This is a genomic window from Pseudomonas sp. AM14(2022) (assembly GCF_036346455.1).
In the GTDB taxonomy this organism is placed as follows: Bacteria; Pseudomonadota; Gammaproteobacteria; order Pseudomonadales; family Pseudomonadaceae; genus Aquipseudomonas; species Aquipseudomonas putida_A.
In genome coordinates this window covers 53,615-74,048 of sequence record NZ_JAOTNY010000018.1, presented here as the reverse complement: position 1 = coordinate 74,048, position 20,434 = coordinate 53,615, and the positions used below count along the sequence as shown (strand labels likewise).

General features: G+C 60.9%; 19 protein-coding genes. 3 read left to right on the top strand and 16 right to left on the bottom strand.

Features of this window, described 5'->3' with window-relative positions; all coding sequences use genetic code 11:
• Window positions 1-67 precede the first annotated feature (67 nt).
• The 6 genes from V3W27_RS25465 to V3W27_RS25440 form a co-directional block, all read right to left on the bottom strand.
• A complete protein-coding gene (locus V3W27_RS25465) occupies window positions 68-721 on the bottom strand; it encodes an HAD family hydrolase (RefSeq protein ID WP_330207820.1) in 654 nt (217 codons plus the stop codon).
• Between the two features lie 34 nt (window positions 722-755).
• Window positions 756-1,745, bottom strand: coding sequence for an ABC transporter ATP-binding protein (locus V3W27_RS25460; RefSeq protein ID WP_096797027.1), 990 nt, complete (start codon window positions 1,743-1,745; stop codon window positions 756-758).
• Window positions 1,742-2,542, bottom strand: a complete 801-nt coding sequence (locus V3W27_RS25455) for an ABC transporter permease (protein WP_007965346.1) — start codon at window positions 2,540-2,542, stop codon at window positions 1,742-1,744. Before V3W27_RS25455 ends, V3W27_RS25460 begins: the two co-directional genes overlap by 4 nt.
• Complete coding sequence (locus V3W27_RS25450; RefSeq protein ID WP_163005303.1) at window positions 2,529-3,365, bottom strand: ABC transporter permease; 837 nt, start codon at window positions 3,363-3,365, stop codon at window positions 2,529-2,531. Before V3W27_RS25450 ends, V3W27_RS25455 begins: the two co-directional genes overlap by 14 nt.
• A gap of 5 nt (window positions 3,366-3,370) precedes the next feature.
• Window positions 3,371-4,177: an alkaline phosphatase family protein gene (locus V3W27_RS25445; RefSeq protein ID WP_330207819.1), complete on the bottom strand. Its 807-nt coding sequence runs from the start codon at window positions 4,175-4,177 to the stop codon at window positions 3,371-3,373.
• 179 nt (window positions 4,178-4,356) lie between these two features.
• Window positions 4,357-5,424 carry an ABC transporter substrate-binding protein gene (locus V3W27_RS25440; protein ID WP_064586692.1) on the bottom strand — a complete coding sequence of 356 codons (1,068 nt, stop codon included), beginning with the start codon at window positions 5,422-5,424 and terminating at the stop codon, window positions 4,357-4,359.
• Between the two features lie 352 nt (window positions 5,425-5,776).
• Between V3W27_RS25440 and V3W27_RS25435 the strand changes: the two genes are divergently transcribed.
• Window positions 5,777-6,490, top strand: a complete 714-nt coding sequence (locus V3W27_RS25435) for a UTRA domain-containing protein (RefSeq protein ID WP_027613355.1) — start codon at window positions 5,777-5,779, stop codon at window positions 6,488-6,490.
• 1,084 nt (window positions 6,491-7,574) lie between these two features.
• Here V3W27_RS25435 and V3W27_RS25430 read toward each other — a convergent pair.
• From V3W27_RS25430 to minC, 9 genes are all read right to left on the bottom strand, one after another.
• The gene (locus V3W27_RS25430; RefSeq protein WP_330207818.1) at window positions 7,575-8,909 is read right to left on the bottom strand and encodes an amidohydrolase; all 1,335 of its coding nucleotides are present in this window, start codon (window positions 8,907-8,909) and stop codon (window positions 7,575-7,577) included.
• 66 nt (window positions 8,910-8,975) lie between these two features.
• Window positions 8,976-11,129 carry a mechanosensitive ion channel family protein gene (locus V3W27_RS25425; protein ID WP_330207817.1) on the bottom strand — a complete coding sequence of 718 codons (2,154 nt, stop codon included), beginning with the start codon at window positions 11,127-11,129 and terminating at the stop codon, window positions 8,976-8,978.
• Window positions 11,130-11,206: 77 nt separating this feature from the next.
• Window positions 11,207-11,383, bottom strand: a complete 177-nt coding sequence (locus V3W27_RS25420; RefSeq protein ID WP_007965354.1) for a hypothetical protein — start codon at window positions 11,381-11,383, stop codon at window positions 11,207-11,209.
• 196 nt (window positions 11,384-11,579) lie between these two features.
• Window positions 11,580-12,869 carry a M18 family aminopeptidase gene (locus tag V3W27_RS25415; protein WP_330207816.1) on the bottom strand — a complete coding sequence of 430 codons (1,290 nt, stop codon included), beginning with the start codon at window positions 12,867-12,869 and terminating at the stop codon, window positions 11,580-11,582.
• 172 nt (window positions 12,870-13,041) lie between these two features.
• Window positions 13,042-14,139 carry a hypothetical protein gene (locus V3W27_RS25410; protein WP_330207815.1) on the bottom strand — a complete coding sequence of 366 codons (1,098 nt, stop codon included), beginning with the start codon at window positions 14,137-14,139 and terminating at the stop codon, window positions 13,042-13,044.
• 53 nt (window positions 14,140-14,192) lie between these two features.
• The gene (locus V3W27_RS25405; RefSeq protein ID WP_007960625.1) at window positions 14,193-14,828 is read right to left on the bottom strand and encodes an RluA family pseudouridine synthase; all 636 of its coding nucleotides are present in this window, start codon (window positions 14,826-14,828) and stop codon (window positions 14,193-14,195) included.
• Between the two features lie 91 nt (window positions 14,829-14,919).
• Window positions 14,920-15,174, bottom strand: a complete 255-nt coding sequence (gene minE, locus V3W27_RS25400) for a cell division topological specificity factor MinE (protein ID WP_003223146.1) — start codon at window positions 15,172-15,174, stop codon at window positions 14,920-14,922.
• Window positions 15,174-15,986, bottom strand: a complete 813-nt coding sequence (gene minD / locus V3W27_RS25395) for a septum site-determining protein MinD (protein WP_007960626.1) — start codon at window positions 15,984-15,986, stop codon at window positions 15,174-15,176. Before minD ends, minE begins: the two co-directional genes overlap by 1 nt.
• Before the next feature lie 199 nt (window positions 15,987-16,185).
• A complete protein-coding gene (minC, locus tag V3W27_RS25390) occupies window positions 16,186-16,923 on the bottom strand; it encodes a septum site-determining protein MinC (protein ID WP_098967915.1) in 738 nt (245 codons plus the stop codon).
• A 117-nt stretch (window positions 16,924-17,040) separates the two neighbouring features.
• On the opposite strand from minC, the gene V3W27_RS25385 reads away from it, so the two are divergent.
• On the top strand, window positions 17,041-17,976 hold the full coding sequence (locus V3W27_RS25385) for a lipid A biosynthesis lauroyl acyltransferase (RefSeq protein WP_098967916.1): 936 nt from the start codon (window positions 17,041-17,043) through the stop codon (window positions 17,974-17,976).
• A gap of 35 nt (window positions 17,977-18,011) precedes the next feature.
• Window positions 18,012-19,184, top strand: a complete 1,173-nt coding sequence (locus V3W27_RS25380) for a patatin-like phospholipase family protein (protein ID WP_115987793.1) — start codon at window positions 18,012-18,014, stop codon at window positions 19,182-19,184.
• Window positions 19,185-19,307: 123 nt separating this feature from the next.
• On the opposite strand, the gene V3W27_RS25375 is transcribed toward V3W27_RS25380, so the two are convergent.
• The gene (locus V3W27_RS25375) at window positions 19,308-20,093 is read right to left on the bottom strand and encodes an outer membrane protein OmpK (RefSeq protein WP_027613346.1); all 786 of its coding nucleotides are present in this window, start codon (window positions 20,091-20,093) and stop codon (window positions 19,308-19,310) included.
• Window positions 20,094-20,434: the final 341 nt, after the last annotated feature.

Genomic DNA, 20,434 nt, shown 5'->3' with positions numbered 1-20,434 from the left:
AGACAAGAATTTATCGACTGACACTCCGCCTTCGCGAGCAAGCCCGCTCCCACAATTGGATCTATGTTTACTTCCAGAGATGGATCGGCCAGCCTGCTTTTTCGGCGTGCTCCAGCAGGACCGGATCCGGATTCACCACATGCGGGAAGTCCACCTTCAGCAGTAATGGCAAATCGTTGCGTGAGTCGGAGTAGAAACTCGCGCCTTCCAGATTCTCTTCCTCGGCATCCAGCCATTCCAGCAGGCGGGTGATCTTGCCTTCGCGGTAGGTCAGCGTGCCGACGGTCTGGCCAGTGTAAACACCGTGCGCGACGTCCAGTTCGATGCCGAGAATTTCGTCGATGCCCAGGCGCTCGGCGATCGGTTTGACCAGGTGCGTGCCGGAAGCCGAGATCACCAGAATCCGGTCGCCGGCCTTGCGGTGGGCGGCGATGGTTTTGGTCGCGTCGCTGAAGATGATCGGTTCGATGAAGTCTTCCACCCATGGGCCGACCAGGTGTTCGACTTCTTCCGGGGTACGGCCGACCATCGGTTCGAGGCTGAATTCCATGAACTCTTCCATGCGCAATTTGCCATGGCTGTAGGCGTCCATCAGCTCGTTGTTCTTGCGCATGAACGACTCGGGATCGACCCAGCCCAGGCGCCCCATCTGCTCGCTCCAGAGGGTGGCGCAGTCGCCGTGGATCAGGGTTTCGTCCAGATCAAAAATTGCCAGGGCCATCAGTGCAGTTCTCTCTTCAACGTCAGCAAAGTCATCAGGCTACCTCACACAGGGCCGTCGGATCGATGGAAAGCGCCAGACGCTGACCGTCGGGATGCAGATCCGCCGCCGAGCGGTTGAGCACGTCCACCACCAGTTCCACGCCGCGCGCTTCGACCCGGTAGCGGATCACGTTGCCGAGCAGGCTGTGGCTGCGGATCTGTGCATCGAGTTCGCCATTGAGGCTCAGTTCGATGGCTTCCGGGCGAATCGCGATGCGGTGGTTGATCGGCCGTTGCAGCAGTTTCGAGGCGCTCTCGGCGTCGAGCAGGTTGTAGTTGCCGATGAAGCCGGCGGCGAAGATATCGACCGGCGCGGTGTAGAGGGTTTCGGCGTCGCCGCTCTGCACGATTTTCCCTTGGTTCATCAGGAAAATCCGGTCGGACATGGTCAATGCTTCTTCCTGGTCGTGGGTGACGAAAATCGTGGTCAGGCCGAGTTCGCGCTGGATCTGCCGGATCTGTTCACGCAGGTGTTTGCGGATACGCGCATCCAGCGCCGACAGCGGTTCATCCAGCAGTAACAGGCGTGGACGGGTCACCAGCGAGCGGGCGAGGGCCACGCGTTGACACTGGCCGCCGGAGAGCTGATGCGGATAACGGCTGGCGAAGTCGTTGAGCTCAACCAGTTTCAGCACCTCGGCGACACGCTTGTGGCTGTCGTCCGAGTTGACTTTTTGCATGCGCAGGCCGAAGGCGACGTTCTGTTCGACGGTCATGTTGGGGAACAGCGCGTAGCTCTGGAACACCATCCCGATCCCGCGTTTCTGCGGGCTCAGCGGCACGATGTCGACGCCATCAAGCAGGATCTTGCCGCCATCCACCGGCGTCAGGCCGGCAATGCAGCGCAGCAGCGTGGACTTGCCGCAACCGGAAGGGCCGAGCAGGGTGACGAATTCGCCCTTGTTGATTTCGCAGTTGATGTCGCTGAACACGGTCGTGCCCGCGTAGTTTTTCTGCAGGTGTTGGACGCTGACATAGCTCATTCGCTTTTGTCCTTGTTCAAGATGTTGGCGATCCAGGTCAGGACCAGCACGAAAAAGAAGTACGAGATCACCAGCGCACTGGTGAAGTGGCCGCTGCTGTTGCGCATGTTGTTCAGGTACACCTGCAGGGTTTCGTAGCGCGTGCCAACGAGGATGTTGGCGAACACGAACTCACCGAACAGGAACGAGAACGACAGCAGCAACGCGACCATCAGGCCCTTGCGCAGGTTCGGCAGCACCACCAGAAATGCCGCCTGAAAGGTGCTGGCGCCGAGCAGTTGCGCAGCGTCCATCAGGTCGCGCAGGTTGATCGCCTGCAGGTTGTTGGTGATCGCCCGGTACATGAACGGTAGCGCCACGGTGAAGTAGCAACCGATCAGAATCCACGGTGTGCCGACCATCGCCAGCGGCCCGGAACCGTACAGTTGCAACAGACCCACCGACGACACCACCGGCGGCACCGCGAAGGGCAGCAGGATCAGGATGTTCATCAGCGCATCGAGTTTCGGGAAGTGGTAATGCACCACGAACAGCAGCGGCAGGATCAGCACCACCGACAGCACCAGCGCGCCGACGCACACCAGCAGCGACTGGCCGAAGGCATGCAGGAAGCGCGGGTCGCTCCACAACTGGAGGTACCACTTGAAGGTGAAACCGCTGGGCAGGATGGTCGCCGACCAACTGCTGGCAATCGAGTAGATCAGCGTGCCCACCAGCGGCAGCAGCAGAATCGCGAACAGCAGATAAACCACGACGCGGTGGTAGACGCCGGCCGGGCCGGATTCAGCGCGAGACATGGTAGCTCCTCTTCAACAGCAGTTGATGCACGACGGTGACGATGGTCATCAACGCCACCAGCACCACGGCCAGGGCACTGGCGAGATTCGGATCGAGGGAAATATCCCCGGAAACCATTGCCGCGATGCGGATCGGCAGCACGTTGAAGTTGCCGGTGGTCAAGGCGTACACCGTGGCGTAGGCGCCGAGGGCGTTGGCCAGCAGGATCACGAAAGTGCCGAGCAGTGCCGGGGTCAGCACCGGCAGACCGATGTGGCGCCAGAACTGCCAGCCGTTGGCGCCGAGCAGCGCGGCGGATTCGCGCCAGTCTTCACGCAAGGCGTCGAATGCCGGGTACAGCAGCAGCACGCCGAGGGGAATCTGGAAGTAGGTGTAGAGGATGATCAGACCGGTTTTCGAGTACAGGTTGAAGTCCTGAATGATCCCGGCCTGCTTGAGCATGATGGTGATGCTGCCGTTGAAGCCGAGCAGGATGATGAACGCGAACGCCAGCGGCACCCCCGCGAAGTTGCTGGTCATGTTGGCGAAGGCATTCACGAAGTTGCGCAGTTTCGAGTCGACCCGGCGCAACGAATACGCACCGAGCACGGCGATGATGATGCCGAATACGCTCGACCAGAAACTGATCTCCAGGCTGTACTGAATCGCCTGCAAATAGAACTTCGAGCTGAAGATCTTGCTGAAGTTGGCGAAGCCCCAGCCGAACTCTTCCGATTGCAGGCTGTTGATCATCACCCAGACCAGCGGGGCGATTTCGAACACGATAAAGAACAGCGCGAACGGCACCAGACACAGGGCCGCGAGCCATTTGCCGCGAGTCATGGCGTTCACTTGAGCAGCTCCCGGCACACAGGTTTGTCGTGAGGGACGCCGAGCAGTTCGCAGACGGTGCCGCAGATATCGGTCTGCTTCGGCGCGGCCTCAGCGTTGAGGCTGAAGGCGTTGCCGAGGACGAACAGCGGCACCTGGCGCTCTTCCGGTAGCAAGCCGTTGTGCGAGCGGTCGTTGTTCATGCCGTGATCGGCAGTCACCAGCACCTGATAATCCGCGTCGAGCCAGCCTTGCAGGTAGTCGGCGAGGATGATGTCCGCCGAGCGCGCGCTGTTGCGGTATTGCGCGGAATCGAGGCCGTGCTTGTGGCCGGCGTCGTCGATGTTCATCGGGTGGATCAGCAGGAAGTTCGGCGCATGGCGCAGGCGCAGGTGTTCCGCGTCGGCGAACAGGTGCGAATCCGGGTAGTGATCGTTCCAGTAGAAATGCCCGTGCTGGATCGGTAACGCTGGATCGTCGGTATGACGGTCGCGGGCCGCCAGGAACGGTGAGCGGTTGTACAGCTCGCTGACCCAGTGATAGGCCGCTGCGGCGGTTTTCAGGCCGGCGTCGCGGGCGTAGTGATAGATGCTGCGCTGGTTGGACAGGCGCGCAACGTTGTTGTGGACGATGCCGCTGTCGATCGGCGGCACGCCGGTAAGGATGCATTCGTAAAGCGGTCGGGACAGGGCCGGCAACTCGCACTCCAATTGATAGAGCGCGGCGCGTCCTGCGCCAACGTAAGCCTGCAGATGCCCCATGGCGTGACGCGCGACCTCATGGCTGAGGCCGTCGAGCACGACAAGGATGACGTTGTGCTTCATAGGGGCAAAAACTCCGCTAAACAGGAAATTTCAGATTCAACCTGGATCCCCTGTGGGAGCGGGCTTGCTCGCGAAGGCGGAGTGTCAGTCGATAGATGCTTGACTGATCCACCGCCTTCGCGAGCAAGCCCGCTCCCACATTTGGATCTCCAATGGATCCCGAGTCGGGATCTACAGGATTACTTCATCTCGACGATGACTTCTTCGTTCCACTTCTGCGGCAGGGCCTTGGAGGTTTTTTCCCAGGCGTCGGCGTCCTTGATCGGCGTGACCTTCTTGTACTGCTCGTTCGGCAGCAGCTTGGCCTTCACGTCTTCCGGCAGTTGCAGGTGCTCGGCACGGATCGGACGAGCATTGCCGCGAGCGAGGTTGGTCTGGCCGGCGTCGCTGAAGATGTATTCGCGGGTCAGCTTGGCGGCGTTCGGGTTTTTCGCGTACTTGTTGATGATGGTGGTGTAGCCGGAAATCACCGAGCCATCCGACGGGATCAGCACCACGTAGTCATCCGGGTTGGCCATCTTGGCCTTGTAGCTCAGGCCGTTGAAGTCCCAGACCACTCCGACTTCGATTTCGCCTTTTTCCATGGTGGCGATGGTCGGGTTGGCCATCGACAGGCGACCTTGCTTGGCGATGTCTGCAAACAGCAGCAGGGCCGGCTGGATGTTCTTCTCGTCGCCACCGTTGGCCAGGGCAGCGGCCAGTACGCCGTTGGCGGCTTGCGCAGCGGTGCTCACGTCACCGATGGAAACCTTGTATTTGCCGCCCTTGAGGTCAGCCCATTTGGTCGGGACTTCGGAGCCGTGCAGCAGCTTCTTGTTGACGATGAAGGCGATGGTGCCGGTGTAGGCCAGTGCCCAGTTGCCGTCCTTGTCCTTGGCCCAGTCCGGGACTTGATCCCAGGTGCTTGGTTTGTACGGTTGCACCACGCCCTGTTTGACCGCGATCGGGCCGAAGGCGGCGCCGACGTCGCCGATGTCGGCAGTGGCGTTGTCTTTTTCGGCGGCGAACTTGGCGATTTCCTGGGCCGAGCTCATGTCGGTGTCGATGTGTTTCAGGCCATAGGTCTTGGCCAGATCTTCCCAGGTGCCTTTCCAGTTGGCCCAGTCATCGGGCATGCCGACGCTGTTGACGGCGCCTTCCGCTTTCGCAGCGGCTTCGAGGGTTTTCAGGTCGGTACCCGCCGCCATGGCGGCGGTGCACATTGCAATGGTCGAGCCTAACAGTGTTGCCAGGAAAAGCTGTTTCATTCCGAAGCTCCTTGGTCGTGTTCAACGCTGCGATTGCGGTTTGTGTTGGTCTAGGTCAGCAATACCTGAGCCAATTTAAGGGGGCTGGATGACACTTTGATGTCGGCGGTCGCCCGGCAGGCCTTTTATTGGCCCGGTTTCGGCGTTTGCTGGGTAAGCGTAGACCAAGGTCAAAGCCCCGGCGGACAAGGGACTTGGCCGATGTATTGCAAGTCATGAGGGCGACCGTCGGGCGGGTTTGTCATCTCTCGGTCATCTGCACTGCCTAGGCTTGCAACACATGGAAACGGCTTGCAGGCCGTACGGTTTTTGCCCCGAAACAGTGCTGGTCTAGTCCAGATAGGTAACGTTGATGCGCGATGAGGCAACAAAAGCGGTGACAGCGATTGGTCAGGTGCTGCAGGAGCAACTTGATCACGGCCTGCTCGCGCCCGGGAGCAAGTTGCCGGCCGAGCGCAAGCTCAGTGAGTTGTTCGGCACCACGCGCATTACTGTGCGTGAGGCCTTGTTGCAGTTGGAGGCGCAGGGGCAGATCTATCGCGAGGAGCGCCGTGGCTGGTTCGTTTCGCCGCCACGTCTGGCGTACAACCTGATGCAGCGCAGTCACTTTCACGCCATGGTCAGTGCGCAGGGGCGGGTGCCGTCGACCGAGGTGATTTCGGCGCGGTTGCAGCCGGCGTCGGTGGCGGTGTGTGCGTTGTTGCAGTTGCCTGCTTTGTCGAGCGTGATTCAGATTTGCCGGTCGCGGCGGATTGACGGGCGGCTGGTGTTGTATGTGGAGCATTATCTGAATCCGCAGTATTTTCCGGGGATTCTGGGATTTGATTTGAATCAGTCGATGACCGAGCTTTATGCGCGGCATTACGATTTGCACTATGGGCGGGTGCGGTTCGAGATTGTGCCGACGTCGTTGGCGGTGGATGCGGCGGCGGCTTTGCGGGTTTCTGTCGGGAGTCCGGGGTTACGGATTGCTCGGGTCAATTATGATCAGCATGAGCGGTTGATTGATTGTGATCTGGAGTTTTGGCGGCATGATGCGATTCACGTTGGTGTAGATGTTGTTTGACCTTGGCGGCCTTTGGGCCGACCAGGTTCTTGGGGTTTTGGGTGTATATCCGTTGCTTCGGGTGTTGCCACTGGCGGTTTCGCTTTTACAGCGAGTCCCTTTGGCAAACGCCCCAAAGGAACCAAAGGTCTGTGCCCTGACGTTCGGCCCGCTCGCTAAAGCTCGGGGTTCCTTCGCTCCGGGATCGATCCGGGCGCATCGCCTCCGGTTTGCTTCGCTGCACCTCCTCTCGATGCATTTGGCTTCGCCAAAAGGTCGCTGCGCTCCCACCCCCGGATCAATCCCTCCGCTCAGCCTGCCGACGGGCCGGTGAGTCAAGATCAAGAGCTTTCGGCGAGCTGACACTCGGCCATGGAGTGGTGAAGAGCCTGCGGTCGGCTTTTGCTTTGCTGTAGGGGTGAGCCTGCTCGCGATGGCGGCCTGAAAGCCGACCAATCTCCAACTGCCTGCACCCAATCCCACTGCGGGAGCGAGCTTGCTCGCGAAGGCGGCCTGACAGCCGACCAATCTCCAACTGCCTGCACCCAATCCCACTGTGGGAGCTGGCCTGCCAGCGATGGCGGCCTATGAGCCGACCAGTTTCCAACTGCCCACACCCAATCCATTGTGGGAGCTGGCTTGCCAGCGAAGGCGGCCTGACAGCCGACCAATCTCCAACTGCCTGCACTCAATCCAACTGTGGGAGCTGGCTTGCCAGCGATGGCGGCCTGACAGCCGACCAATCTCCAACTGCCTGCACTCAATCCAACTGTGGGAGCTGGCTTGCCAGCGATGGCGGCCTGACAGCCGACCATTCTCCAACTGCCTGCACTCAATCCAACTGTGGGAGCGAGCTTGCTCACGAAGGCGGCCTGACAGCCGACCAATCTCTAAATGCCTGCACCCAATCTCTCTGTGGGAGCTGGCCTGCCAGTGATGGTGACCTCCCAGCCGACCAATCTCCAACTGCCTGCACTCAATCCAACTGTGGGAGCGAGCTTGCTCGCGATGGTGGCCTGACAGCCGACCAATCTCTAACAGGCTGTACACGGTCAAATGTGGGAGCGAGCCTGCTCGCGAAGGCGCCCCCACTGTCACTTCATCTCTACTTGCCCGCCCCGGCATTGGCATACAAATAATCCGTCGCCAACGACGCCATCGTCCTCACCCCAACCACCAGCGCCGACTCATCCACAAAGAATCCCGGATTGTGATTCGGCGCCGCCTTGCTCATGTCCTGATCCCGTGGTGTCACCCCGAGAAACACAAATAACCCCGGCACTTCCTTGGCAAAGAACGAGAAGTCTTCCGCGCCGCCCACCAGCGGCGCATTGACCACGTCATCCTTGGCTGCCCACTTCAACGTCGGCAGCATTTTTTCCGTCAGTGCCGGGTTGTTGATGGTCGGGTCGTATTTTTCGATGATGGTCACGTCTGCTTTCGCGCCGCCGCTTTCGGCGATTTTTTCGATGGTCTGGCGTACGTCGGCGTGGAGTTTCTGGCGGATGCCGTAGTCGTAGGAACGGATGGTGCCGCTCATGTCCACGGATTCGGGAATGATGTTGTAGCGGGTGCCGCCGTTGATGGTGCCGATGCTGACCACCGACGGGTAGGACGAAATGTCGGTGCGGCGACTGACCACGGTTTGCAGGCCGACGATGGTTTGTGCGCCGACGGTGATTGGGTCGATGCCGTCCCACGGGCGGCCGGCGTGGGTCTGTTTGCCGAGGATTTTGATGCGCAGGTCGTCGGAGCTGGCCAGGGTGGCGCCGGGGCGGTAGGCGATCTGGCCGGCGGGGACGCCGGCCCAGACGTGGAGGCCGAAGACGGCGTCGGGTTTGGGTGATTTCATCACGCCTTCCTGCACCATCATTTTCGCGCCCCAGGTGTTTTTGCCGTCGGGGATGAAGTCGCTCGGGCCTTCTTCGGCGGGCTGGAAGTAGAACACCACGGTGCCGGGCAGGGTGTCGCGCAGGCCAGTGAGAATTTTCGCCGTGCTCAGCAGGATCGCGGTGTGGGCGTCGTGGCCGCAGGCGTGCATCACGTCGACTTCTTTGTCCAGATAAGTGCCTTTGGCTTTCGAGGCGAAGGGCAGGTCGGCGACTTCCTTGACCGGCAACGCGTCCATGTCGGCGCGCAAGGCCACGGTCGGGCCGGGCAGGGCGCCCTTGAGGATGGCAACCACGCCGGTGCGGGCGACGTTGGTTTTGACTTCCAGGCCCATGGCCTTCAGTTGTCTGGCGACCAGTTCCGCGGTGCGTTTCTCGGTGTTGCCCAGTTCCGGATGCGCGTGGATGTCGCGGCGGGTTTCCAGCAGTTGCGGTTCAAGTGCCTTGGCTTGCGTGGCGATCTGTTCGCGGGTGCTGTCCAGGGTGGCGGCGCTGGCGGTGCCGGCCAGCAGAGTGAGCAGAATGGACTGGGCGATACGTGTCAGCTGCATCGGGTGTCTCCATGGTTATTGTTTTTCTGGCTTCCCTGCCTGTGACCCGAGTGTCTGCGCGAAGTGCTATTCCTTCGGCTGGCCACCGCCGGCAGTGATGACCTGCACACTCATGCGTGGCGTCGCCAGATCGAGTCCGGCTTCGTCCAGATGGCGTTTGAGCGACAGGTTGAACGCTCGGGAAACTTCCCATTGTTTGATCGGTGCAGTCTTGAAGCGGGCGCGCAGGATCGCGCTGCCGGATTCGAAACTTTCCACGCCCTGAATCTCCAGCGGCGACCAGATGTTTCGCCGTTGCAGTGGGTCGGTGCGCATTTTCTGGCCGACTTCGCGCATCAGTTTGATCGCGTCGTCGATTTCCATGTTGTACGGCACCGCCACGCGGAAGATCGCGTAGCCGAATTCCCGGGAGTAGTTCTTGATGCTTTTGATTTCGCTGAACGGGATGGTGTGGACGATGCCATCGATGTCACGCAGGCGCACGGTGCGGATGGTCAGGCCTTCGACGGTGCCGAGGTGGCCGCCGACGTCGACGTAGTCATCAATGGCCAGCGAATCTTCGATGATGATGAACAGGCCGGTGATCAGGTCCGCCACCAGCGATTGCGCACCGAAACCGATGGCCAGACCGATCACGCCGGCACCGGCCAGCAGTGGCGTGACGTTCATGCCCATGTTCGCCAGGGCGACGATCAGCGCGATGATGAAAATCGCCACGAACAGCACGTTGCGGATCAGCGGCATCATCGTCTGCGCGCGGGCATTGGCCAGGCCTTTGCGCGAGCGGGTGAGGGCGTGGTGCACGGCGGTGTCGGCGAGGATCCAGATCAGCCAGGAGAAAATCAGCGTGCCGATCAGGCTGAACAGTTTGACGCTGACGTCATGCCCTTCGCCCTCGGCAAAGCCGATCAGCGACTTGCCCCACACGCGCAGGCCGAGCTCGATGAAGATCAGCCACACCAGCAGGTGGGCGAGGGTGTAGAAGAAGCTTTTCAGGCGCTCCGAGTACAACGCATGGCGCTTCGGCCCGCGTTGCGGTTTGAGTGAATGACGGCGCACGAGGCCGTTGATCACCATGCACATCACCAGCAGCACCGTGCAGATCAGCGACTGACGCAGGGCGGTGCTGGTGTCGCCGGCGGAGACGAAGGTGGCGAACAGCGAGATGCCGACCAGCACCAGCGCCGGCACGTACCAGAAGGTGCCGAGGATATCGATGGTGTCGCTGAGGGCGCGGCGGGTCAGGCGGCGGGACAACGGCTGGTTGCGGATCAGGTGCGCGATCGGCCGGCGGAAACGCAGGATGAACAACCCGGTGAACAGCGCCGCGAGCACGTTGGTGATGGTCGCGGTGGTGTGCGCCAGGTGCACGCCGAGGCCTTCGACCAGGCGCGGGTCACTCAGCGCTTCACCGAATGCGGCGAAGCTGCCGATCAGCCACAACGGACGGAAGGCCTGATGCCGCAGGATGTACAACGCCCGGTGCCGGTGCGGTCCGTCGAGCAGCGAGAAGGCGATCACGCAGATTGCCGAGAAACAGGTGCCGACCACCAGCGCATAAGCCAGCACCATCGCCAGGCTTTTACCCAATGACGACGGCAGCGCGTAGCTCATGTAAACGGTGATGACCAATGCAATCAACCACGGCCCGAGCTTGCGCAGGGCGAAGCGCAGCATGTCGAGGGCCTTGGGATGCTGCGGCAGTTCTTCGGTCAGGCCGAAGCGCATGCGCACCCGGTGACCGAGCCAGATCAGCGCGGCGGCGAGCAGGCTCCAGACCATCAGGATCACCGCGAAGCCGAAGATGATCGGCAGCCATTCGCTGGCCGGCAACATCAGGGTGTCGAGTTCGTCCCTGGCCAGATCGAACTCGTCGGACCAGCGGGTCAGCGGGCTGTCGTCACCGGAGAACTGTTTCTCGAAGCTGGCCAAGGTGCCGCCGATCAGGCCCAGCACGCCTTCTTCCGGTGAAGCCTGGGCTTTCTTGGTGGCGTCGCGCAGCTTTTTCAGATCGCTGAGCAATTGTGCGCGTTGCTTGTCGTTTTCCAGCGACTTGATGACTTCATCCAGCGACTGGCCCAGCGGCTCTTGCGCCTCCGGCTGCGTCTTGGTGGTGTTGAGCAGGCCCGGCAATCCGACCGCCTGGGCAGGGGCCAGCGGCAGCAGCGTCATCAGGCAGACAAGGAACAGGCAGGGCAGAGCAAACAGACGAGCGAACACTAGGCGGTCAACCTCGCAAAGGGGCGAATTGAGCGAGTGTACGAGGCAGCCAGAATCAATGCGAGCCGGGCGCGGATTTATTCGTTGAGTTTGGCGAGGATCTTGTAGACCACGGTCGCCAGGATCATCAGCATGCCGACCCACATGGCAAACACACCGGCGTTCTTGTCGCGGAAGTTGAAACCGATCGCCAGCAGGATCATCCCGGACAGTATCGGAATGAGCATGGCGTGGAAGGAGGACATCGAAATCATGGTGACTGCCTTGTCGAAGGGGGATGATTTAAGTCTAGGTCGCTTTCTGCAGCGAGGAGTGATGTGTATCAGGAATGATTCGGTTCTACGATGAATCTTTGTTGTCTGCACGAGCGCTTTCGCGAGCAAGCCCGCTCCCACAGGTTGAAATGCATTCCAATGTGGGAGCGGGCTTGCTCGCGAAGCTTTTCAGCTTTTAAGGCAACTCGCGGCTGGCGTAGAACGCGCTCAGCACTTTGACGAGGTGCGCCAGATCGTGGCTGCCGCACAGTTCGCGGATCGAGTGCATGGCGAAGGTCGGCAGGCCGATGTCGACGGTGCGCACGCCCAGGTGGCTGGCGGTGATCGGGCCGATGGTCGAGCCGCAGCCCATGTCGCTGCGCACCACGAAGCTCTGCACCGGTACTTCTTCGGCCATGCACAGATGGCGGAAGAACCCGGCGGTTTCGCTGTTGGTGGCGTAGCGCTGGTTGCTGTTGACCTTGATCACCGGGCCGGCGTTGAGTTTCGGGCCGTGGTTGGCGTCGTGCTTCTCGGCGTAATTGGGGTGCACGCCGTGGGCATTGTCGGCCGAGACCAGCAGCGATTTCTGGATGGTGCGGACGAACTCGTCACCTTCCGGCAGCAGGCGGCGCAGGGTCTGTTCGAGCATCGGGCCATCGGCACCGCACGCCGAGCAGGAGCCGACTTCCTCGTGGTCGTTGCACACCAGCACGCAGGTTTCTTCGGTGTCGGCAGTGAGCAGGGCTTGCAGGCCGGCGTAGCACGACAGCAGGTTGTCGAGGCGCGCACCGGCGATGAAGTCGCCATGCAGGCCGATGACCGCCGCGCTCTGGGTGTCGTAGAAGCTCAGTTCGTAATCCAGCACCACATCGGCGTTCAGGCCATGTTCGCGGGCCAGTTGATCAGTCAGTACGGCGCGGAAGTCGACGCGTTCGTCGCCGGCGAATTGCGCGAGGATCGGCGGCAGCTCGGTCTGCGCGTTGATCGCCCAGCCTTGATTGGCTTCACGGTTCAGGTGAATCGCCAGGTTGGGAATGATCGCGATCGGCGCCTTGAAGTCGATCAACTGACTTTCGACCTTGCCGTCGCGACGGAAGGTGACGCGGCCGGCCAGCGACAGGTCGCGGTCGAACCACGGCGCCAGCAGTGCGCCGCCGTAGACTTCAACGCCCAGTTGCCAGAAGCCCTGACGTTGCAGTTCCGGTTGCGGCTTGACCCGCAGGCACGGGCTGTCGGTGTGAGCGCCGACCAGGCGGATGCCGTCGTGCAGTGGCGAGTTGCGGCCCATTTTGATCGCGACGATCGAGGAGTCGTTACGGGTGACGTAGTAGCGGCCGTTGGCCTCGGTGGTCCACGGCTCGCGCTCGTCGAGGCGCACGTAACCGGCGGCCTCCAGACGCTGAACAAGGCTGGTGGTGGCGTGGAACGGGGTAGGGGAGGCCTTGAGGAAGTCGATCAGGCCTTGGTTCAACTCTTCGCGCATAAGAAGCTCCAGACAGCAATGGGCGCGAGTTTAACGCATCGGCCCGGGAATTGAATCCGGGCAGGATCGGGGCGGAAGCGGGCTTGCTCGCGAAAGCGGTGGGTCAGATGCAGATTTTTGGATGACACACCGCTTTCGCGAGCAAGCCCGCTCCCACAGGGGATGGTGTGGATCAGCGGGCGGCTACGCGTTTTTTCAAGTAGTTCATGATGACTTTTTCATCTTCCGGTTTATCCGGACGCGGCAGCTGTTGCGGCCAGGACTTCTGGCTCAGCAGTTTTTTCTGCTGGCTCTCGTCCCAACGCAGAATTTCCCGCGAGGCGCATTCCCACCATTCGTGTCGGCAAACGCTGTAGTACGGATCTTCCGGCGCGGCGCTGCCGTACAGCAGATCACGACCGACCTTGCGCAGGGCACCTTTCTGGTGGCGCAGCTTCCATTTGATTTTCAATCGGCGCCAGGCCGAGGGGAACGGCTTGACCCGTGGCACATCGCTGCACAGATCCACCAGGCGCTGGCTGAACTGCTCGCCGTGCTGGGAGAAGAAGTACGTCTGCATCGCGTGGAAGAAACGTTTTTCCGCGAAGTAGTGGTAGACGTGTTTGCGCGCTTCCACCACCTGACGCTCGCGCATGGCATACGACAGGGCGATCTGTTCGATGGTGTGGATTTCGAAGCCGCCGAGTGTCCACTCATCAATCAGGCGGATCGACTCTTCGAACAGCGCTGAGTCGCTGTCGGTCACGCCGCACAAGCCGCTGTTGTAGAGCTTGAAACCGTTATCCGGCGTCACGCCGTGGCTGCGCAGGTCGCGACCGAGTTTTTGATAGTCGGGACGCTGGTGCACATCTTTCCAGTCGTACTCGAAGCGATCCATCACCGAGCGGTTCGGCTCGATGAATTTGAACAGTTGACTCGGGTGGCGGGTGAACAGGGTGTCGGTGTCGACGAACAAGGTCTTTTCCGCCCACTGCATGCCTGCGGCAATGGCGCAGGCCTTGCGGCGGTGATGATAGCCGTGGGTGCCTTGCCAGCGGGTCAGGGTCGCTTCGTCCAGCAACACCGTGTCGACCGGCCAGCCCGCATAGTCATCGGGGCGATCGGTGAGAATGCGGATCGCCGGACGCTCGCCGTTTTTAGCCTGGGACAGTACGGTCAGGATGCTGAACTTGGCTTCGCGCCGGTACACATCCTGATTGCCGTAAATCAGGTAAAGCAGTTGATGACGAACTTTCGTGAGGGGGGTTACCAGGGAATCAATACAACTCATCCGAAAACAGAATCCTTGTCCAAAAGAAAACAGCGCCGCCACTCAGGCAGCGCTTAAAACGGTGCCGGGCATTCGAAGCGCAAACGCTCGCCGGTTTGCGGGTGGGTGAAGCTCAGCATGCTGGCGTGCAGGCACAGACGCGGCCAGGCGGCCAGGGCCTGTTCGTGGGCGTAGAGCCCGTCGCCCAGCAGCGGGTGACCGATGGACAGCATGTGCACACGCAACTGGTGCGAGCGCCCGGTGATCGGCGTCAGCTCGACGCGGCACCAATCGCCGCAACGTTCCAGTACGCGCCAGAAGGTCAGCGCATGCTTGCCGAATTCGTGGTCGACCACGTGCCGCGGTTTGGTCGGCGGATCGTAGCGCAGGGGCAGGTCGATGCTGCCGCTGTCCAGTTCCGGCTGACCCCAGGCCAGGGCAGTGTAGGCTTTCTCTGTTTCACGATCGTGAAACTGCCGCGACAGTTCGCGGTGAGTATCCGCGTCACGGGCCAGCAGAATGATGCCGGAGGTTTCCCAGTCCAGGCGATGGACGATGCGCGCTTCCGGGTAGCCGTTTTCCTGCAGGCGGGTGATCAGGCAGTCCTTGTTGTCGTCGGCGCGACCGGGCACCGAGAGGAGCAACGTCGGTTTGTCGACCACCAGTACGGCGGCGTCCTGATGGATGATGCGGATGTTGGACAACGGCATTAAAACAGCCTCGTAACAAATGCCAACGGCGGCTCAGGGCCATTCCGCGATGGGAATGGCCCTGAGCCGCCGTCGTTCCTGCCGGATCGACTCAGCGATCGGGCAGGGTGATGTTGAGTTCCAGAATCGAGCAACTGCCCTGGCTTTCCAGTGCAACATGTACGTCGTCGTTGCCGATGTTGACGTACTTGCGGATCACGTCGACCAGTTCCTTCTGCAAGGCTGGCAGGTAATCCGGCGTGCTGCGCTGGCCGCGCTCATGCGCCACGATGATCTGTAGACGCTCTTTCGCTACCGAGGCGGTACTTGGCTTTTTGTTGGCACGAAAGAAGTCAAAAAGGTTCATTACCTACCTCCAAACAGGCGCTCGAAGAATCCCTTCTTCGTAACATCGAGGAAACGATGTTCTTTTTCTTTGCCCAGCAGACGATCAACGGCATCGCTGTACGCCTGACCGGCATCGCTCTGGTCGTCGAGAATCACTGGAACGCCCGAGTTGGAAGCCTTCAGGACCGCCTGCGACTCAGGGATGACGCCCAGCAGGGTCACGGCCAGGATTTCCTTCACGTCTTCGACGCCCAGCATCTCGCCATCGCTGACGCGCTGCGGGTTGTAACGGGTCAGCAGGAGGTGTTCCTTGATCGGCTCTTCGCCGAGTTCGGCACGACGTGATTTGCTGGCCAGCAGGCCGAGCATGCGGTCGGAGTCACGTACCGAGGACACTTCCGGGTTGGTCACGATGATCGCTTCGTCGGCGAAATACATGGCCAGGTGCGCACCTTTCTCGATGCCCGCCGGGGAGTCGCAGACCACGAAGTCGAAGTCTTCCTTCAACTGCATCAGGACTTTTTCCACGCCTTCCTGGGTCAGCGCGTCTTTGTCGCGGGTCTGGCTGGCGGCCAGCACGTAGAGATTTTCCAGGCGCTTGTCTTTGATCAGGGCCTGCTGCAGGTTGGCTTCGCCGTTGACCACGTTGACGAAGTCGTACACCACGCGACGCTCGCAACCCATGATCAGGTCGAGGTTACGCAGGCCCACGTCGAAGTCGACGATCACTGTTTTATGGCCGCGCAGAGCGAGGCCGGTACCGATAGCGGCGCTGGTGGTGGTCTTACCCACACCACCCTTGCCGGATGTAACCACGAGAATCTTGGCCAAGGTGTTTCACCCCTAAGGAAGAAGGACTTTTTAGCCCCTGAAAAACATCTCTTGAAAACTACTGCAGTCGGACAGCCTTGGCTGGAATTCGGCGCAAGTCGCACTTGCCGGGGGCAAACGCTGCTTGTTCCTTTTTCCTACTTCGTTTGAGCCGTTTTCGCTACGTTTTAGAGATGCTTGGAAAATGCGGCAGTATCCGTTAAAGCCGAATGATGTTCAACACGTCGGCCGACAGGCTGACCTGGACGCCGGAGCCCCACAGTGGATCGCGGCGCAAATCTTCGGAAACCTTGTAATGCCCGGCGATGGAGATCAGTTCAGCGCTCAATTGCTGACAGAAAATCCGGGCCTTGGTGTCGCCTTTGACGCCGGCCAGTGCGCGACCGCGCATCGGGCCGTATACATGGATGTTGCCATCGGCCAGAAGTTCCGCCCCCGGACTGACCGAGGACACCACCACCAGATCGCCACCCTGGGCATATATCTGTTGGCCACCACGTACTGGCGTGGTGATGACGCGGGTCGGTTTGACCGTTGGCTCCGGCGGCTTTTCCGGCTTCTTTTTGACTTCCGGTTCCGGCGCTTCCAGCGGTCGCTCGCGGGCGCCGGACGGCGGCAGCACCGGGATGTCGATGGCGATGGCGGCAGCGATGTCTTCGATACGGCTGGCGCGGATCGCCAGGGTGCGCAGACCATGCTGGCGGCATACGCGCATCAGGCCGGGCAGATCGACCGCGCCTTCGCCTGGCGGCAGTTTGTCCAGCGCCAGGACCAGCGGTGCATTGCTGAAGAAATTCGGCGCCTGGGCGACTTTGGCGGCCAGTTGCCGATCAAGGCTGTCGAGGTCGTTTCGGGACAGTTCCAGCACCGTGATGGCCAGCATGCTGCCCTTCAACTGGAACACGGGATCTCGGTCTGGCGTTTCGTTTTGGCTCATATCGGCATACAACGGCTTGTCACTAAAAGTGCCGAGACTTATAACGAGAACGCCCGCGAGCCGCAAGCCGGGTCGAACGATGTAGAATGCGCGGCTACTGAATTTACGGAAGCTTTAATGGATCGCCCGCGTTTTCGAAGAGCCTTTCTTTCTCCCCGCTTCTGGCCGCTCTGGTGCGGTCTGGGGCTTTTGTGGCTGGTCGTGCAGTTGCCGTATGCGGTTTTACTGACGATCGGTCGTGTTTTGGGCGCATTGATGTATCGCGTGGCCGGCGACCGGCGGCGCATCGCCAAGCGCAATCTGGAGCTGTGCTTCCCGGAAAAATCCGCTGCCGAGCGCAAACGCCTGCTCAAGGAAAACTTCGCCTCCACCGGCATCGCTTTTTTTGAAATGGCGATGAGTTGGTGGTGGTCCCGTGAGCGTCTGGCCAAACTGGCGCATGTCGAAGGCCTGGAGCATCTGCAAAAGGCCCAGCGCGAAGGCAAGGGCGTGATCCTCATGGCCGCGCACTTCACCACCCTGGAAATCGGCGCGGCGCTGCTCGGCCAGCAGCACACCATCGATGGCATGTACCGCGAGCACAAAAACCCGTTATTCGACTTCGTCCAGCGTCGGGGCCGTGAGCGGCACAATCTCGATTCGCTGGCGGTGGAGCGTGACGACGTGCGCGGCATGCTCAAGCTGCTGCGTTCAGGCCGGGCGATCTGGTACGCACCGGATCAGGATTACGGCGCCAAGCAAAGCATCTTCGTGCCGCTGTTCGGCATTCAGGCTGCGACCGTGACCGCGACCACCAAATTCGCCCGCTTGGGTAAAGCGCTGGTGGTGCCGTTTACTCAGGAGCGTCTGGCGGATGGCAGCGGTTACAAACTGGTGATCCACCCGCCGCTGGAAGACTTCCCGGGGGAGACCGAAGAGGCCGACTGCCTCCGCATCAACCAGTGGGTGGAAAGTGCGCTGCGTGCCTGCCCTGAGCAATACTTGTGGGCGCATCGCCGCTTCAAGAGCCGTCCACCGGGCGAGCCGAAGCTTTACCCGAAACGGCGCGGCTGATTCACTCACCCTTTCAAGCACCATGGAGCGTTGCGATGAGCCCAGCGGAACCGGTCACAGGTTTGATTCTTTCCGGCGGCGGGGCTCGGGCGGCGTATCAGGTGGGGGTGCTGGCGGCGATTGCCGAATTGCTGCCGCTGGGCGCGGACAATCCGTTTCCGGTGATCGTCGGCACTTCGGCCGGGGCGATCAATGCGGTCAGCCTGGCCAGTGGTGCCACCGATTTTCGCGCCGCCATCGAACGCCTTACGCTGTTCTGGCAGGGCTTTCGCAGCCATCGGGTGTTGCGCAGTGACTGGCCGGGGGTGATCCGTCAAGCCAGCCGCTTTGTCAGTCACAGCCTGCTCGGCATCGGTCGGCAACTGCCGGTGGCGCTGCTCAACAGTTCGCCGCTGCGCGACCTGCTCAATGAAAAACTGCACATGCCCGGTATCGCCGAATCCATCGCGCGCAAGCAATTGCATGCGGTGGCGGTGACCGCGTTCGGCTACGAATCGGGGCAGGCGGTGACCTTCTATCAGGGCGGCGGCACGATCGATGCGTGGTTGCGCCATCGGCGGATCGGCGTGCCGGCGCAATTGTCGGTGGATCACCTGCTGGCCAGTTCGGCGATCCCGTTGCTGTTTGCCCCGGTGAAAATCGGTGAGGAATATTTCGGCGACGGCGCGGTACGCCAGTCGGCGCCGATCAGCCCGGCGCTGCACCTGGGTGCGAGTCGGGTGCTGGTGGTGGGCGTCAGCGGCAACCCGCGCGGGTTTGATCCGCAGCAGCCGCTGGAGCGCGCCTATACCGGTCAGCAGCCAACGCTGGCGCAGATTGGCGGACACATGCTCAACAGCACGTTCATTGACAGTCTGGAGAGCGACATCGAGTTGCTGCAGCGTCTGAACCAGTTCAGCCGCCTGATGCCCGAGGGCGTGCCGACTCGTGAGTTGGGCGTGGCGCCAGTGGAAGTGCTGGTGATTGCGCCGAGTCAGCCGATCGACGAGATCGCCGCGCGACATCGCCAGGAATTGCCGGCGGCGTTGCGTCTGTTTTTGCGTGGGCCGGGGGCGACCAAGACCAGTGGGGCAGGGGTGCTGAGTTATCTGCTGTTCGAGGCGGGGTATTGCAGCGAGCTGATCGACCTGGGACGGCGCGATGCGTTGGCCAAGCGTGAGGAGCTGTGCCGGTTTCTCGGGATCACCGAGGCGCTCGTTCCGGCCTGATATTTGTGCTGAAGCCATTCGCGAGCAAGCCCGCTCCCACACTGGTTCTGTGTCGGTCACAAAACCAGTGTGGGAGCGGGCTTGCTCGCGAAGGCGTCCTTGCAGACGCCAGCGATACCAGGATCAGAAGTGGAACTTCACCAGGAAACTGGTCACGTTCTGATTGGTGGTGAACGCACGGGTGTCGTCGATCCCGTACTTGTCTTTCCAGTAGTCGTATTCAACACCGACATACAGCTGCTTCTCGCCGAAATTCAGCGCCTTGCCCAGGTCGTATTTGACCTGTGGGTTGAAGTGCAGGTTGGCGTGGTATTCGCCTTTGCTGTTGACGTCGTTGTCGACCACCCAGTCCATGAAACCGTCGATCAGGATGTTCGAGTCGCCAACCGGAATGGTGTAGGACCAGACCGGGGTGATCTGCCAGACGTTGTCACCGGCGCGCGAGCCTTCGGTGTGGCGCTGGTAGAAGTTCAGCTGGAAGTAGTCGAAGCCTGGAATCGCCAGGTCAAAACCCGGGCCGATCAGGTACGACTCGACGTCGCCTTCACCGAACTCGTAAGTCATCGCCAGCAGCACATCCTTGACCGGACCGAATTCGATCTTCTGGTCGAGGATCTTGCCCAGCGACAGGCGTGGGCTGAATTCGCCATAGTAAGTGTTGTTGCCGACGCCGCCATCCGGCTTGCCGTTGTAGAAGATCTTGTCGACGAACAGGAAGTTGTCCCCGTACTTCCAGGCATCGGCGTGCTCGAAGGTGACGGTCTGCTGGATCGCCGGGTTGACCTTGAAGTCTTTGCCGTAGAGGTAGGTCAGGCTGTTGTTCTGCCATTGCAGCAGGCCGTCGGCCATGGCCTCGCCGCCGGCCAGCATCGATCCCGCGAGCATCAGGCTGGTGCACATACGTTTCATTCGGTTGCTCCCAAAGTAGGTGTTCCACGTTTATTTTTTTAAGATCGGCGCTCTGGTGTGGCGCCTTTTTTCGTCGCTGCAAAAGTCATCCGATCGGTCAGCTTCGCTGGTGATAGCAAGAGCTGGGCCAACGCTTTCGAAAAGCAAAAAAACGCCCGTTCGGCTGCTGAAAAACAGTCGATTGCGCGTGTTTTCGGGATGCCTCGGTACTGACCGGGGCCGGGATAAGTTGGCTTGTCGGTCAGGAATTAAATCCGGGCTTTTTTTTAGACCGAATTCAAGAGGCCGCGGAGAATACTGACTCCTCGGCCAGCTCTCAAGTGCCCCGCAACAGAGCACCG